This is a genomic window from Bacillus sp. SIMBA_026 (genome assembly GCF_046535335.1).
GTDB lineage: Bacteria > Bacillota > Bacilli > Bacillales > Bacillaceae > Bacillus > Bacillus velezensis.
Map to the genome: position 1 here is coordinate 1,667,442 of NZ_JAWRWX010000001.1, position 15,817 is coordinate 1,683,258.

Below are 15,817 nucleotides of genomic sequence, written 5' to 3' on the forward strand. Positions count from 1 at the left end.
AAAGGGGTTCTAACACTTTATTTTTTACCGATGTTCCGCATGGTCCGGTGCGGTTTTTTTGCACGGGGCGGACCCAAAACCTCACTGAATATAATGCCTTGGACCGCAGTTTCTTTATTTATTTTGAGGGCTGATTTCTTCAGAGACGCGTTTCGTGCGCGTGGGGATGTCAGCTTATGTTCAAGCCCGTTAAACATCTGCTCCGTCTCCGAAAGGCGCTGTTCAGCTTCCCTTCTTTTTTGCTCAAAAGGGTTCTCTTCTGAAACGGCAGGCAATTCTTCCGCTTCCGGCTTATGCTCTTTCTGCGGCTGTTTTTGATCCTGCTTTTTTGCCTGATTTCCGGGACGTGTACCCGGCGGACGTTTTTCATCTTTGTTTTTCTTGCCGAATATTGCCGATATAATGCCGATGACGGCGGCAATGACGAGCGGATTTGTCAGAATCTCGTGCATATAGCGGCTCCCTCCTTAATAGAGAGGTTATTGTTGGTCTTCATCTTGCTGGTCATTCGTCAGCTTGCCGATAGAATCCCTCATGTCCGTATCCGCGTCGATATTTTTTATGTTCATATAGTCCATGACGCCGATGTTTCCTTCACGCAACGCTTCTGCCATCGCAAGCGGCACTTCGGCTTCTGCTTCCACGACTTTCGCACGCATTTCTTCTACGCGAGCGCGCATTTCCTGCTCTTGGGCGACCGCCATGGCGCGGCGCTCTTCGGCTTTGGCCTGCGCAATGTTTTTGTCTGCTTCTGCCTGATCCGTCTGAAGAATCGCTCCGATGTTTTTGCCGATATCAACGTCGGCGATGTCAATCGAAAGAATTTCAAATGCAGTGCCTGAATCCAGCCCTTTGCCAAGTACGGTCTGCGAAATCATATCAGGGTTTTCAAGTACTTTTTTATGATTGTGTGAAGAACCGATTGTCGAGACAATCCCTTCTCCGACACGGGCGACAACCGTCTCTTCTCCCGCTCCTCCGACAAGGCGCTCAATATTGGCTCTTACCGTGATTCTGGCTTTTGCTTTTACTTCAATTCCGTCCATGGCGACACCCGCGATAAACGGTGTTTCAATGACCTTCGGATTGACGCTCATCTGTACGGCTTCCAATACATCACGCCCGGCCAGGTCAATGGCTGCGCAGCGTTCAAATGTCAGCTCAATATTGGCGCGCTGTGCCGCAATCAGGGCATTGACCACCCTGTCGACATTACCTCCGGCCAGATAATGGCTTTCGAGCTGATTTGTTGTTGCGGATAGGCCGGCTTTGTGCGCTTTAATTAACGGATTGACAACGCGGCTTGGTATGACGCGCCGCAGCCTCATCCCGACCAAAGTGAAAATGCTGATTCTGACTCCTGCCGCAAGCGCCGAAATCCATAGCATCACCGGTACAAAGGTGAAGAATATGGCTAACACAATAATGGCAGCAGCAACTAATGCTAAAATCGCCAAACTTGACAGTTCCATCTAATTCCTCCTCAAGGTTATCATCTATATTTCTCTCACGACAATGCGTGAGCCTTCCGCTTTCACTACTTTCACCTGTCTGTCTTTTTCAGTGAATGATCCTTCCGAGACGACATCCAGACGTTCATCATCAATAATGACGGTGCCTGACGGTCTGAGGGCTGTAGCGGTAATGCCGACTTTTCCCAACAGCTCCGTCCGGTTCTGATTTGAAACATAACCGCTCTCCGTGCTTGTTGAATCAGTTAATATTAATTTTTTAAAGAATTTCATTCGTTTCCCCAACACCCTTGTTAATATGATAAAGGCTGTAATAGACACAGCAATGGCGATCAAGAGAGAAACCGCCATTACGGTAAAGCTGCCCGCAGCGAGAAAGAGGCTCGCGATGACGCCTGCAATACCGATAAGACCGATTATGCCTCCGGGCAGAAATATCTCTAAAAGGATAAAAACCAAGCCCGCGCAAAATAAGAATATGCTGTCATAGCCGGCGAATCCGGCAGCGATATGCCCGGTGAAAAACAGCAGCATGGCCGTCAGTCCGACGGCACCCGGTATCCCGAGGCCCGGCGAGAACAATTCAATGGTCAAACCAAGCAAAGCAAGCGTTAATAAGACGGGGACAACAAACGGATTTGTAAGCCATCGGCCCAGTTTGCCGACGAAATCTTCTTCTGCATGGTGAACATCCGCTTTGTCAAAACCGAGCTTTGTATATAGAGCATCAAGGTTTGAAACCGTGCCCTCCGAATATCCGACTTCCTTGGCTTTTTCAGCTGTCAGTGTCAGCAGTTTTCCCTTTGGGGCGCCCGCTTCCTTTGCATTGATGGCGGGATCTGCCATGGCCAGGGCGTATTTCGGATTTCGATTGTTTTTAACCGCTGCGTCCTCCATTTCTGCATGCCACAGTGATTGGGCCTTTTTGTCCGCCGCGTTTCCTTTTCCGTCGATGATGGCTGCGGCACCCATTTTTCCGCCCGGCGCCATATAGATTTCATCTGCCTGAAGCGCTATATACGCTCCCGCAGAAAGCGCCCGTTTATTAACGTAAGCGGTAACAGGCACATCCGCGCGGCCGATGATATCCGCAATATCCAAGGCTGATTGAACGGCGCCTCCCGGTGTATTGATGTCAAGAATAATGTGTGACGCGCCGGACTCCTTCGCTTCTTTGAAAGAACGCGATAAAAACGAGGCGAGCCCCTGTTCGACATTTTTCTCAACCGGGATGACATAAACCGATGGGTGATCAGCTTTCGCGTTCAATTGAACCCCTAATAAAGATAATACAAATAAGCCCAATAGAGCAACAGCAATTCCGGTTTTTTTTCGGAACAAGGCAAATATACCCTCCTTCCCGTTTCGTTCTTCTTTATATACGTAACAAATGTACTTTAGTTTCATTTTTTTATGTATAAAAAAAGACATCTCTCAAGGAAAGATGTCTTTTTTCTTGTCAATTAAGATAATTGACTGCTGACGAGTCTGTTAATTACGCTGCCGTCAGCTTTACCTTTTACTTTAGGCATAATAGCACTCATCACTTTGCCCATGTCCGCTTTGGAGCTCGCACCGACTTCAGCGATGGTTTCATTTACGATTGTCTGCAGCTCTTCTTCAGAGAGCTGCTTCGGTAAATAAACTTCTAAAATGTCCAGCTCTTTTTGAACTTTATCTACTAAATCTAAACGATTAGCGTTTGAAAATTCATGGAGGGAGTCTTTACGTTGCTTAAGTTCACGAGATAGGACAGTAAGTTCCTCATCCTCGGTCAAACTGTCTTTCTTAAGCTTAATTGCTTCGTTTTGAAGTGAAGCTTTCACCATTCGAACGACAGTCAGTTTGTTTTTCTCACGGCTTTTCATATACAGCTTCATATCTTGGTTAAGTCGCTCAAGAAGACTCATAAATCCACCCTCTTTTAGAATTTGCGTTTTCTAGCAGCTTCTGACTTTTTCTTGCGCTTTACGCTAGGTTTTTCATAAAATTCGCGCTTTCTTGCTTCTTGCAAAGTACCTGTCTTTGATACACTGCGTTTGAAGCGACGAAGAGCATCTTCAAGCGATTCGTTTTTTCTAACGACCGTTTTTGACATTCTCTTTCCCTCCCTCCGAATACACCAATCGACTACCTTTAAAAAGATACATATATAAACATGTACTTTGACATTATAATATAAGCCATCAGTCAGGTCAACTAAGCGAGCTCACTTTTCCGTCATGAATAAGGCTGCTTGTCTATATAATGATGGAAAGGGGTGTTTCGTTTGATGATACTGATTCTCTTTACCGCACTTATCCTGGTTTTTTTACTCGGAATGAGCCTGCTCAGGCAGGGGCTGATCGCATTAACGTATTCAAAAATTGAGAAGAGCCTGCTCTTATTTACCGACCACCCTTTGAAAGCTTTTCTCATAAGCATCGTATTCACTGGTTTTCTTCAGAGCAGCTCAGCCTTCATGGTCATTGTCATCGGCTTTGTCAGCGCAGGCGCTTTATCTTTTAAACGGACTATTCCGATGATTCTCGGCACGAATGTCGGCTCCACGTTTACGACAGAGTTTTTAGCCATAAAGATGGATGTGCTCATTTGGGTGCTTTTTATCGGAGGCCTTGTGTTTATCCTCCTCCGTAAATATCCGTTCAGGCAGATCGGCATAAGCTTCCTCGGTCTCGGCATCATCTTTTTTTGCATCACATGCTTCAGCCGGCTCGCCGTTCCGCTGACAGAAATGAAGGCGGGGGCGGAGGTTTTGCGACATGTGAATGATTCGAGCTGGTCCGCTCTTTTTATCGGTATGATATTGACGGCAATCATTCATTCAAGCTCCGTCTGCATCGGCATTTTGATGAGTTTTATGAACGAAGGGGTGATCGGCATTGAACAAGCGGTCAGCGTCGTTCTGGGATCTAATATCGGGACATGCGTCACGGCCGTCATGGCTGCTGTTTCAGGCGGTTATGCCGCCAGACAGACCGCCGGTGCTCACGTTGTGTTTAATATTCTCGGCGTGCTGCTCGTATTTCCCTTCCTGTCCGCATCAGCAGGTTTTACGGAGCGCCTGTCTGATGATCCCGCGCAGATGATTGCGCATTTCAGCCTGTTATTTAACGTAGTCACCGCCCTATTGTTTCTGCCGTTCACACATTTGTTTTACCGGCTGATTGACAGGCTGATTCCTCCGAAACCGTAAAAAAACCGATGCGGGAAGGCACCGGTTTTTTTAAATATGTTATGAAGACATGCGCATGTTTCGGGTCATTTCATCCTCAACGACGCGGACGAATTGTCCTTCATTGTACGGATAGCCCGCTTTTTGAATTTTGACTTTGACAAGTTTGCCGATTAGATCTTCCGTGCCTTTGAAGACGACTTTCATGTAATTGTCCGTATAGCCGACGAACATGCCGTCTTCATCAGACTCTTTAAACGTCTCTTCCGGAATGATTTCCAGAACCTCTCCTTCATAATCAGAGGCGTATTCTTTGGCAAGCTGGTCTGACAGCGCGATCAGCTTATGCACCCGTTCGTTTTTCACGTTCTCGTCAACCTGGTCTTCCATTCTGGCCGCAGGTGTTCCGGTGCGTTTGCTGTAAGGGAATACGTGAAGCTCTGAAAACTTATGTTCTTTAATGAACCGGTATGTTTCCATAAATTCTTCTTCCGTTTCACCCGGGAAACCGACGATGACATCAGATGTGACGGCCAGACCCGGCAGCGCTTCTTTCAGCTTATTTAAACGGTCCGCGAAAAATTCCATCGTATATTTGCGTCTCATCCGTTTCAGAACGGTGTTTGATCCTGACTGAATCGGGATATGAAGGTGACTGACGATTTTATCAGACGCATCCAGCACTTCAATTACTTCATCAGTGATTTGGCTTGCTTCAATAGATGAAATTCTGATCCGCTTCAGTCCTTCTACACGTGTATCAAGCTCGCGGAGAAGCTTGGCGAAATTATAATCTTTCATATCTTCGCCGTAGCCGCCCGTATGAATCCCCGTCAGGACGATTTCTTTATAGCCGGCATCCACCAGCTGCTGCGCCTGTTTAATGACTTCTTCCGGATCGCGGGAACGAAGCAGGCCGCGCGCCCAAGGGATAATGCAGAACGTACAGAAGTTGTTGCAGCCCTCTTGGATTTTTAACGACGCTCTTGTGCGGTCAGTAAAAGCGGGAACATCCAGCTCTTCAAACACGCGTGCTTTCATAATATTGCCGACGCCGTTGATCGGCTGACGCTCTTCCCTGTACTGCTCAATGTAACCGAGCATTTTTTCACGATCCTGCGTGCCGACGACGATGTCAACACCCGGGATGGCCATAATTTCTGCCGGAGAGGTTTGCGCATAGCACCCTGTTACGCAGATGACGCCGTCAGGATTTTGGCGGATCGCCCGTCTGATGACTTGACGGCTTTTTTTATCTCCCGTGTTTGTTACCGTACATGTATTAATGACATATACATCTGCTGTCTGTTCGAATTCTTTTCGTTCATAACCCGCATCTTTAAACAGCTGCCAGATTGCTTCTGTTTCATAATGGTTGACCTTGCAGCCAAGGGTATGAAAAGCAACAGTTGCCATTACTGATCACCTCTTAATAACTCTGTATGATAGGAAACTGCGCTTAACGCGTAAAGAGGCGCAGTTTCAGTCCGTAAAATTCTCGGTCCGAGGCCGCATAAGACGGCGCCTTTTTCTGAAAGCTGATGAACTTCAGACTCAGTCAGACCGCCTTCAGGGCCGAATACGATTAAAAGAGACGAACCTTGCGGAAGGCTTTTGAGCTCCGCGGCGAAAGCGCCCGTTTCTCCCTGCTTTGATGACTCCTCGTATGCAACGACACATTTATCGACATTCTCCGCCATTTCAAGCAGCTGCCGGAACGTATGAACGGTTTTCACTTCGGGAATTTCATTGCGGTACGATTGCTCCGCCGCTTCCTTCGCGATTTTCGCCCATCTCTCCCGTTTTTTCTTTGCCTTTTTGTCGTCTAACTTAACGACGGATCTGGCGCCTTGAAAAGGGATGAACATACTTGCCCCCAGCTCGGTCCCTTTTTGGATAATCCATTCAAGCTTATCGCCTTTCGGGAGGCCGCTTGCGATCCTGATCTTCAAAGGCAGTTCACGGTTTTCACCCGTCCACTCAGCAATGCTGCATGATATATGATCTTTAGAAACCTCTTTAAGCAGGCATAACGCTTCATGGCCGTCTTTCGAACAGCAGATAATCCGGTCTCCCGCACTCATTCTCATGACGTTCGCTATATGGTGGACGTCTTCCCCCGTGATTTGAAAATCAGGAGTTTCGTCCATCTCCTGCTTCGTGAGCTCGATAAAATATCGTTGCATACGCTGTGACACCTACTAACTGTTATTTTTTTGCGATGATGCTGACCCAATCTTCCATAGACAGAATTTCTATGATGGTAAAGCCGGCTTTTTCCAACGCTTCTTTTACTTCCTGTTTTTTCTGGCCGATAATGCCTGAAGTAATAAAATGGCCTCCGTCTTTGAGCAGGTCGTACGCCTGTGATGTAAAACGGAGAATCACTTCTGCCAAAATATTTGCGACAATGACATCATGTTCGCCCGTGATGCCGTCTAACAAATTGTTCTGCTTCACTTCGGCCGTATCACTCACTTTGTTCAATTTCACATTCAGACGCGCGCTTTCAACAGCGACCGGATCAAGGTCATACGCATGAACCGATTCGGCCTCAAGCATGGCGGCCGCGATGCTTAAAATTCCTGAACCGGTGCCGACATCAATGATACGGTCGCCTTTTTGAACGATACGCTCAAGCGCCTGAATGCACAGAACTGTTGTCGGATGCGTTCCCGTACCGAATGCCATACCCGGATCCATTTCGATAATCAGTTCATCTGTATGAACAGGTGTGTACGTTTCCCATGTGGGAACGATCGTGAACTTTTCAGAAATTTTCACAGGATGATAATACTTTTTCCAAGCTGTCGCCCATTCTTCTTCATTCACTTCAGAAATGGTGATTTTGTTTCTGCCCAAATCAATGTCGTACAAAAGCAGATTATTAATCGTCTCTTTAATGCCGTCCACCGTTTCGCCGAGGAAACTGTTGATCGGCAGATACGCTTTGACAATGACACCCTCATCGGGGTAATCATTGGGGTCGAGCTGGTAGATTTCCCCGTAAACATTCTCACGCTCTTTCATTAAATCAAGCGGATCTTCGATGACAACCCCGCTCGCACCAGCTTCATGCAAAATATTTGAGATGGGTTCGACCGCTTCATGTGTTGTGTGAATGCTGATTTCGGACCATTTCAAAACTACCAACTCCTATCCAATCATTACTCGCCTTTAAATGCGCGTTTTACTTTGTCAAAGAAACTCATTTCTTGTTCATCCGGCAGGTTTCCGCTGACTTCAGCGAACTCGCGGATGATGTCTTTTTGTTTGTCTGTCAGATTCGTCGGTGTGACGACGCGGACGACAATGTGCTGGTCGCCTTGTCCGTAGCCCCGGACGTTCTGAACGCCTTTGCCTCTTAATCTGAATTTCGTGCCTGTTTGTGTGCCGGCAGGTATTTTCAATTTCACTTTTCCGTGAAGCGTCGGCACTTCCACTTCGTCTCCGAGTGCCGCTTGGGCAAACGTTAACGGCATTTCGCAATAAATATCGTCTCCGTCGCGCTCAAAGAACTCGTGGGCGCGCACATGGAATACGACAAACAGATCTCCCGCAGGCCCTCCGTTTACGCCCGGTTCACCTTGGCCCGGAACGCGCAGCTGCTGTCCGTCATCCACACCGGCAGGAATCGTGACATTGATTTTTTTCCGTTTTTTCACTTTGCCCGTGCCGCCGCAGTCAGAACACTTGTTTTTGATGATTTTTCCTGTTCCTTCACAGTGGTGGCAGACTCTTCGGTTAACCACTTTGCCAAACGGCGTGTTCTGTTCGACGTTCAGCTGACCTGAACCTCCACAGTGCGAGCACGTATCCGGCTTTGTTCCCGGCTTCGCGCCAGACCCTTTACATGTTTCGCAATTCTCTTCGCGCGGAATTTCAATGATCGTTTCTTTTCCGAAAGCCGCGTCTTCAAATGACAGGGTCATTGTATACTGCAGATCCGCGCCTTGCCGCGGCGCATTCGGGTCACGGCGTCTCGTGCCGCCTCCGAAGATGCTTGAGAAAATGTCATCGAAACCGAAGCCGCCGAAGTCTCCGCCGCCTCCGAAACCGCCGCCGAATCCCTGGTTAGGGTCTGTATGGCCGAATTGGTCATATTGAGCGCGTTTTTGGTCGTCTGAGAGCGCTTCGTACGCTTCTTTTACCTCTTTGAATTTTTCATCTGCTCCGGATTCTTTATTGATATCAGGATGATATTTTTTTGAAAGCTTCCGATAGGCTTTTTTGATTTCATCCTTTGAAGCGCTCTTACTTACCCCAAGCACTTCATAGTAATCACGCTTACTCATCTCGCTTCACTCTCCCGAATTTCTCACATAAATTAGATTGTATCATTTTGAATTATGTTTTTTCAATTCCTTTTATCCCGGGCAAGAAAAAAAGTCAAAGCCAAGAGATGCCTGACTTTGACTTTCTGTCTGTTGAATCAGAATATGCTGTGTGTTCTTCCGCCTATAGCCTATGCGGGAAAGAACTTATTTTTTCGTTTCGTCGTCTTTTACTTCTTCGTATTCCGCATCGACAACGTTGTCGTCCGCTTTTTTGCCTTCAGCGTTTGCTCCGCCTTCAGCCTGCTGCGCTTTCGCCGCTTCTTCGTAAAGCTTCATAGAAAGCTCTTGAACGATTGTTTGAAGTTCATCTTTTTTCGCTTTGATGTCTTCAATTTCGTTTTTCTCGATAGCGGCTTTCAGCGCGTCTTTCGCGTCGTTTGCTTTTTTCACTTGCTCTTCGTCCACTTTGCCTTCCAGATCTTTTAATGTTTTTTCCGTTTGGAACACAAGCTGGTCAGCTTCGTTGCGGACTTCGATTTCTTCTTTTCTCTTCGCATCAGCGTCAGCGTTTTCTTCCGCTTCTTTTACCATGCGTTCGATCTCATCATCAGAAAGACCTGAAGAAGATTTGATTGTAATGTTTTGTTCTTTTCCTGTGCCTAAATCTTTCGCTCTTACATTTACGATACCGTTTTTGTCAATATCGAAAGAAACTTCGATTTGCGGTACGCCGCGCGGTGCAGGCGGGATATCAGTAAGCTGGAAGCGGCCGAGCGTTTTGTTGTCGGCAGACATCGGGCGCTCACCTTGAAGCACGTGAATGTCAACAGCCGTTTGGTTGTCAGCTGCAGTTGAGAATACTTGAGACTTGCTCGTCGGAATTGTCGTGTTGCGGTCGATCAGTTTCGTGAACACGCCGCCCATTGTTTCAATACCGAGAGAAAGCGGTGTAACGTCAAGAAGAACAACGTCTTTTACGTCTCCAGTGATGACGCCGCCTTGAATCGCTGCACCCAGCGCTACAACTTCATCAGGGTTTACGCCTTTATGCGCTTCTTTACCCGTTTCTTTTTTGATTGCTTCCTGTACGGCAGGAATACGTGTTGATCCGCCGACAAGGATAACTTTATCGATTTCGCTTGCAGAAAGATCCGCATCTTGAAGAGCCTGACGGACAGGAGCCATTGTGCGCTCAACAAGGTGAGCGGAAAGCTCTTCGAATTTAGCGCGAGTCAGTGTCAGCTCAAGGTGAAGAGGACCTGCTTCTCCCGCCGTGATAAACGGTAAAGAAATTTGTGTGGATGATACGCCGGAAAGATCTTTTTTCGCTTTTTCAGCCGCATCTTTTAAACGCTGAAGCGCCATTTTGTCTTTTGAAAGATCAATGCCGTTTTCTTTTTTGAATTCTGCTACGAGATGATCGATGATGACTTGGTCAAAGTCGTCCCCGCCAAGACGGTTGTCACCGGCAGTTGAACGGACTTCAAACACGCCGTCGCCAAGTTCAAGAACAGATACGTCAAACGTACCGCCGCCAAGGTCGTAAACAAGAATTGTTTGGTCTTCATCCGTTTTATCAAGTCCGTATGCAAGCGCTGCTGCAGTCGGCTCGTTGATAATACGCTCTACTTCAAGACCGGCGATTTTACCGGCATCTTTTGTCGCTTGGCGCTCAGCATCGTTGAAGTATGCAGGAACCGTGATAACGGCTTTTGAAACTGTTTCGCCGAGGTAGCTTTCAGCATATGCTTTCAGATGCTGAAGGATAATAGCTGACACTTCTTGAGGCGTGTAGTCTTTTCCTTCAATTTCCACTTTATAGTCAGTACCCATATGGCGTTTAACAGACATGATTGTGTTAGGATTTGTGATTGATTGGCGTTTCGCCACTTCCCCTACTTGGCGCTCGCCGTTTTTAAATGCAACGACTGACGGAGTCGTACGGTTTCCTTCAGCATTGGCGATGACTGTAGGCTCTCCGCCTTCAAGCACTGCCACACATGAGTTTGTCGTACCCAAGTCAATTCCGATTACTTTACTCACTTTGAATTACCTCCTGCTATGTAGTTATTGATTCACTTTTACCATTGAAGGACGGATGACGCGATCCTTCAGTTTGTAGCCTTTTTGCAGTTCTTCGATAACAATATTGCTGCCGAAGTTTTCATCTTCCACCTGCATGACAGCTTGGTGAAGGTTCGGATCAAATTCCTGACCGACAGCTTCGATGGCTTCAACGCCTTCTTTTTCAAGTGCGTCCATCAGCTGGCGGCGGACCATTTCCATACCTTGCAGCAAGCTTTTTGTCTGCTCGCTTTCAGCTTCTACCTGTAATGCCCGTTCAAAGTTGTCGAGAGCCGGAAGGATTTCCGTTACGACGTTTTGAGAACGGTATTTCTGAGCAGCTTCCATTTCAAGGCGGCTGCGTCGTTTATAGTTTTCAAAGTCTGCTTGAACACGCAAAAGCTTGTTTTCTTTTTCATCAAGCAAACCCTGCAATTCATCAATTTGGTGCTGAAGGGCTTCTTCCTGACCTGCCGTTTCTTCATGCTGCTCTTGTGAAGCGGCTTGTTCTGCCTGTTCTGTCACTTCTTCTTGTTCTGCTGCTTCAACCTGTTCTGCGGTTTGTTTTTCTTCTGACATTGTGTTCACCTCCCTCAAATGCTGTAAAAAGATGACTGAAAATGATTGCCAAAATTCCCTTATTCATCATACAAACTTGTGAATGCTTTTGACAAGTCCGAAGTCACGTGCTGCAGCAGGCTGACGACTCTTGAATAATTCATGCGCGTCGGCCCGATAATCGCGATTGATCCGATCTGTTTCGTATCAACTGTATAGGTGGCCGTGATTAAACTGCAGTTTTCCATTTCTTCGTAGTCGTTTTCTTTCCCGATTTTGATTGAAATCCCGGCTTTTGATGACTGAAACAGCTTCAGAACATCCTGCTCTTTTTCAATTAAAGATAAGAGCGAGCGGACCCTTTCAATATCATGGAACTCCGGCTGATTCAGCATGTTGATCTTTCCGCCGAAAAACAATTTCTCGACGTGGGCCGCCGGATGGAATGTGGAGCGGAGCGATTCAAGTATGCTGTCATAGTTGGCGATATGCTGCCTTAAATATGTGACAACCTCTTTGAAAATGCGCTCATTCAGTTCGTCCATCGGCACGCCCGCTAATCGATCGTTTAATATATTGACCAGTTTTTCAATATCGGCCAAATCCACTTTAGCCGGGAAATTGATGGTGCGGTTTTCGACATGCCCCGTGTTCGTGACGAGGATGGCGACCGCCTTATCCGGCTGGATCGGAACGATTTGAATCTGTTTAAGATAGTTCTCGCTCAGCGTCGGCCCGAGGACAATCGATGTGTAGTTTGTCAGATCGGACAGGATTTGCGCTGATTTTTGGACTGTTTTTTCCAGCTCGAAGATTTTTTCTTTAAATATCGAGTGAATTAAATCCAGATCGGTTTTTGTCAGCTTGACGGGTGACAGCAAATGATCGACATAATACCTGTACCCTTTTTCCGACGGAATCCGTCCTGAGGATGAATGGGTTTTTTCAATAAAGCCCAATTCCTCCAAGTCAGCCATCTCGTTTCTGATCGTTGCAGAGCTGAATGTAATCTCGTCTTTTTTTGAAAGAGTTCTTGATCCTACAGGCTGCGCTGATTGTATAAAATCATTAATAATCACTTGCAGGATCAACAGCTGACGATTTGTTAACATCATCATCACCCCTGTTAGCACTCAAGGTCAGCGAGTGCTAATTCTATATCAAAAGTAACAAACCAAAAGAAAAATGTCAATTATAACTCACCCAAAAAAGCGCCAAAAACCTCATTTCCTAATAATTTGCCCTCATGCGTTAATGCAACCGATTCTTCCGCGTCACAGATCAGGCCTTTTTCGGTTAAATCTTTGAGAACATCGGGAAACAGTTCGTCGACCGAGCGTCCGAATTTATCGAGAAAAGCTTGCTTTTGTACGCCGGACATTTTTCTGAGACCGAGGAACATTTCTTCTTCAATCTGCTCCTCACGTGTCACCTTGTGCGTGTCACGGTAAGGCAGCCCCTTTTCTTCGATGAGCTGCATGTAATGTTTCACAGGCCCGGCGTTGACGGTGCGCGTGCCGCTGATATATCCGTGAGCGCCTGCGCCAAAACCGAAATACTCTTCATTGCTCCAATACGTCAGATTATGCTGGGACTCGTATCCGGGCTTTGCAAAGTTACTGATCTCGTATTGACGGATGCCCGCCTCACTCATCTGTCTCATGACCGTTTCATACATCTCGGCCTCTTGTTCTTGCGCCGGGAGATGCAGGCGGCCTTTTTGCATTAAATTATAAAACACCGTTTTCGGCTCTACGATCAGCGAGTAAACGGAATAGTGCTCCGCATCAAGAGACAAAGCCGTTTTGACGGAATTGTCAAGATCGGCCAGCGTCTGACCCGGCAGGCCGAACATCAAATCGAGACTGATGTTGTCGAAGCCGAGAGCCCTCGCACGTTCAAAGGAAGTGAATACGTCCTTTTGTTTATGCACTCTGCCGATTTTTTGTAAAAGCTCATCTTCAAAGGTTTGAACACCGAAGCTCAGCCGGTTGACACCGGCATTTTTCATGATTTTTAATTTTTCCGGGGACAAATCATCCGGATTCGCTTCCGCGGCAAATTCTATGAGTCCGTCAGAAGGCTTCAGCACGCGGTGAATGGAATCCATCAATTTTTCCAGCTGGACGGGTGAGAGCGATGTCGGCGTGCCTCCCCCGATAAAGATCGTACGGAGATCAGGGCGTCCCGTCCGTTCTATTGTATTTATCATTTCCTTTTCGAGTGAGTTTAAGTACTCATCGACAGGCTGGCTCTGAATAAAATATTTATTGAAATCGCAATAATGGCAGATATGCTCACAAAACGGAATATGAATATAAGCTGATTTCATTTTGAAACACCTTCTTCTTTACAGAAAGAAGCCGCAGCGCGGGACTGCGGCGGCTTCCGTTATTTTTTCGGGCTGTCATCCATTTTAAGAACGGCCATAAACGCTTCCTGCGGCACTTCTACTGAGCCGACCTGCTTCATCCGGCGTTTTCCTTCTTTTTGTTTTTCAAGAAGCTTCCGTTTCCGCGAGATGTCTCCTCCGTAACACTTTGCAAGGACGTTTTTCCGCATGGCCTTAATGGTTGAGCGGGCCACGATTTTCTGTCCGATCGCCGCTTGAATCGGTACTTCAAAGTGCTGGCGCGGAATAAGCTCTTTCAGTTTTTCCACAATTACTTTTCCGCGTTCGTACGCGTAATCGCGATGCACGATAAATGAAAGGGCGTCGATTTTTTCTCCGTTCAGCATAATATCCATCTTGACAAGTTTAGACGGTTTGTAGCCGATCAGTTCGTAATCAAAGGACGCGTAGCCTTTTGTGCTTGATTTCAGCTGATCAAAAAATTCATATACGATTTCCGCTAATGGCATGTCATAGACAATGCTGACACGATTTGCGTCTAAATATTGCATGTCGATAAAATTGCCGCGTTTTCCTTGGCAAAGCTCCATCACCGCACCGACATAATCGTTCGGCACCATCATTGTCGCTTTTACATAAGGTTCTTCCACCCGCTCTATTTTTTGGGGATCAGGCATGTTTGACGGGTTATCCACGATGACCTTTTCGCCGTCCGTCATATATACGTCATAAATAACGCTCGGCGCGGTCGTAATAAGATCAATTTTAAATTCCCGTTCAATCCGCTCTTGAATGATCTCCATGTGAAGCATTCCTAAAAAGCCGCAGCGGAAACCGAAGCCGAGGGCTTGTGACGTCTCCGCCTCGTATTGAAGAGATGAATCGTTCAATTCAAGTTTTTCCAGAGCCTCGCGCAAATCATTATATTTGGCTGTGTCAATCGGATAAAGTCCGCAGTATACCATCGGATTGAGTTTGCGGTAGCCAGGCAATGCTTCGGCAGCCTGATTGGCCGCGCTTGTTATCGTGTCACCGACGCGTGTGTCACCGACATTTTTAATCGCAGCAGTTAAAAAGCCTACATCGCCGACAGTCAGTTCATCTGTCGGAGTTGCTTTCGGCGTGAACACACCGACTTCTGTCACTTCAAACTCTTTTCCGGTTGCCATCATTTTAATTTTCTGGCCCGGTTTGACCGTTCCTTCTACGACTCTGATATACGCGACGACTCCGCGGTACGCGTCATAAAGCGAGTCAAAGATGAGCGCTTTCAGCGGAGCTTCCGGGTCTCCCGCGGGAGCCGGCACTTTTTCTACGATCTGTTCTAAAATGTCTTCGATGCCGATGCCCGCTTTCGCTGAAGCGAGGACGGCGTCTGAAGCGTCAAGGCCGATAACGTCCTCAACCTCTTGACGCACACGTTCTGGCTCTGCGCTCGGAAGATCGATTTTATTAATGACAGGAAGAATCTCAAGATCATTATCAAGCGCCAGATAGACGTTCGCCAATGTCTGCGCTTCTATTCCCTGAGCCGCATCAACAACGAGAATCGCGCCTTCACAGGCAGCCAGGCTTCGCGATACTTCATATGTAAAGTCGACGTGTCCGGGCGTGTCGATGAGATGGAATATATATTCTTCTCCGTCTTTTGCTTTATATTTCAGCTGAACGGAATTTAATTTGATGGTAATTCCCCGTTCGCGTTCAAGGTCCATTGAATCAAGCAATTGTTCTTTCATTTCCCGCTGGGTGATCGCCGATGTTTTTTCTAAAATCCGATCCGCCAAGGTCGATTTGCCGTGGTCTATGTGGGCGATGATGGAGAAATTCCGGATTCTTGACTGCCTCTCTAAACGCTTTTCTTTATCTGTCACAATCTATCACTCCTACTATTAAACGCAAAATACACTAGCTTAGA

Annotated in this window: 15 protein-coding genes; 1 reads left to right on the forward strand and 14 read right to left on the reverse strand. The window is 46.9% G+C overall.

What is annotated here, in order from left to right; genetic code table 11:
• Positions 1–17 precede the first annotated feature (17 nt).
• The 5 genes from SB847_RS07965 to rpsU all read right to left on the reverse strand — a co-directional run bounded on the left by SB847_RS07965 (position 18) and on the right by rpsU (position 3,570).
• Positions 18–452, reverse strand: coding sequence for a hypothetical protein (locus tag SB847_RS07965; protein WP_130570779.1), 435 nt, complete (start codon positions 450–452; stop codon positions 18–20).
• 27 nt (positions 453–479) lie between these two features.
• A complete protein-coding gene (floA, locus tag SB847_RS07970) occupies positions 480–1,472 on the reverse strand; it encodes a flotillin-like protein FloA (protein WP_014418409.1) in 993 nt (330 codons plus the stop codon).
• A gap of 24 nt (positions 1,473–1,496) precedes the next feature.
• Complete coding sequence (locus SB847_RS07975; RefSeq protein ID WP_410561470.1) at positions 1,497–2,813, reverse strand: NfeD family protein; 1,317 nt, start codon at positions 2,811–2,813, stop codon at positions 1,497–1,499.
• 122 nt (positions 2,814–2,935) lie between these two features.
• Positions 2,936–3,382, reverse strand: a complete 447-nt coding sequence (locus SB847_RS07980) for a GatB/YqeY domain-containing protein (RefSeq protein ID WP_410561468.1) — start codon at positions 3,380–3,382, stop codon at positions 2,936–2,938.
• A gap of 14 nt (positions 3,383–3,396) precedes the next feature.
• Positions 3,397–3,570: a 30S ribosomal protein S21 gene (gene rpsU, locus SB847_RS07985; RefSeq protein ID WP_003152957.1), complete on the reverse strand. Its 174-nt coding sequence runs from the start codon at positions 3,568–3,570 to the stop codon at positions 3,397–3,399.
• A 171-nt stretch (positions 3,571–3,741) separates the two neighbouring features.
• On the opposite strand from rpsU, the gene SB847_RS07990 reads away from it, so the two are divergent.
• A complete protein-coding gene (locus tag SB847_RS07990; protein WP_007408277.1) occupies positions 3,742–4,668 on the forward strand; it encodes a Na/Pi symporter in 927 nt (308 codons plus the stop codon).
• Positions 4,669–4,707: 39 nt separating this feature from the next.
• Here the strand turns inward: SB847_RS07990 and mtaB are convergent, their stop codons facing one another.
• The 9 genes from mtaB to lepA all read right to left on the reverse strand — a co-directional run bounded on the left by mtaB (position 4,708) and on the right by lepA (position 15,773).
• On the reverse strand, positions 4,708–6,063 hold the full coding sequence (gene mtaB / locus SB847_RS07995; RefSeq protein ID WP_410561466.1) for a tRNA (N(6)-L-threonylcarbamoyladenosine(37)-C(2))-methylthiotransferase MtaB: 1,356 nt from the start codon (positions 6,061–6,063) through the stop codon (positions 4,708–4,710).
• Positions 6,063–6,833 (reverse strand): 16S rRNA (uracil(1498)-N(3))-methyltransferase, encoded by a 771-nt coding sequence (locus SB847_RS08000; RefSeq protein ID WP_007408275.1) that lies wholly within the window; start codon positions 6,831–6,833, stop codon positions 6,063–6,065. Before SB847_RS08000 ends, mtaB begins: the two co-directional genes overlap by 1 nt.
• Before the next feature lie 22 nt (positions 6,834–6,855).
• Positions 6,856–7,791 (reverse strand): 50S ribosomal protein L11 methyltransferase, encoded by a 936-nt coding sequence (gene prmA, locus SB847_RS08005; RefSeq protein ID WP_014418413.1) that lies wholly within the window; start codon positions 7,789–7,791, stop codon positions 6,856–6,858.
• 23 nt (positions 7,792–7,814) lie between these two features.
• Entirely contained in the window at positions 7,815–8,942 is a 1,128-nt protein-coding gene (gene dnaJ, locus SB847_RS08010) for a molecular chaperone DnaJ (protein WP_003152895.1), read from the reverse strand.
• A gap of 186 nt (positions 8,943–9,128) precedes the next feature.
• Positions 9,129–10,967, reverse strand: coding sequence for a molecular chaperone DnaK (gene dnaK / locus SB847_RS08015; protein ID WP_007408273.1), 1,839 nt, complete (start codon positions 10,965–10,967; stop codon positions 9,129–9,131).
• 24 nt (positions 10,968–10,991) lie between these two features.
• Positions 10,992–11,567, reverse strand: a complete 576-nt coding sequence (grpE, locus tag SB847_RS08020; protein ID WP_003152892.1) for a nucleotide exchange factor GrpE — start codon at positions 11,565–11,567, stop codon at positions 10,992–10,994.
• Positions 11,568–11,626: 59 nt separating this feature from the next.
• A complete protein-coding gene (gene hrcA, locus SB847_RS08025; RefSeq protein ID WP_003152889.1) occupies positions 11,627–12,658 on the reverse strand; it encodes a heat-inducible transcriptional repressor HrcA in 1,032 nt (343 codons plus the stop codon).
• 80 nt (positions 12,659–12,738) lie between these two features.
• A complete protein-coding gene (gene hemW, locus SB847_RS08030) occupies positions 12,739–13,878 on the reverse strand; it encodes a radical SAM family heme chaperone HemW (protein ID WP_038459254.1) in 1,140 nt (379 codons plus the stop codon).
• Positions 13,879–13,937: 59 nt separating this feature from the next.
• Positions 13,938–15,773 carry a translation elongation factor 4 gene (lepA, locus tag SB847_RS08035; RefSeq protein WP_044802532.1) on the reverse strand — a complete coding sequence of 612 codons (1,836 nt, stop codon included), beginning with the start codon at positions 15,771–15,773 and terminating at the stop codon, positions 13,938–13,940.
• Positions 15,774–15,817 lie beyond the last annotated feature (44 nt).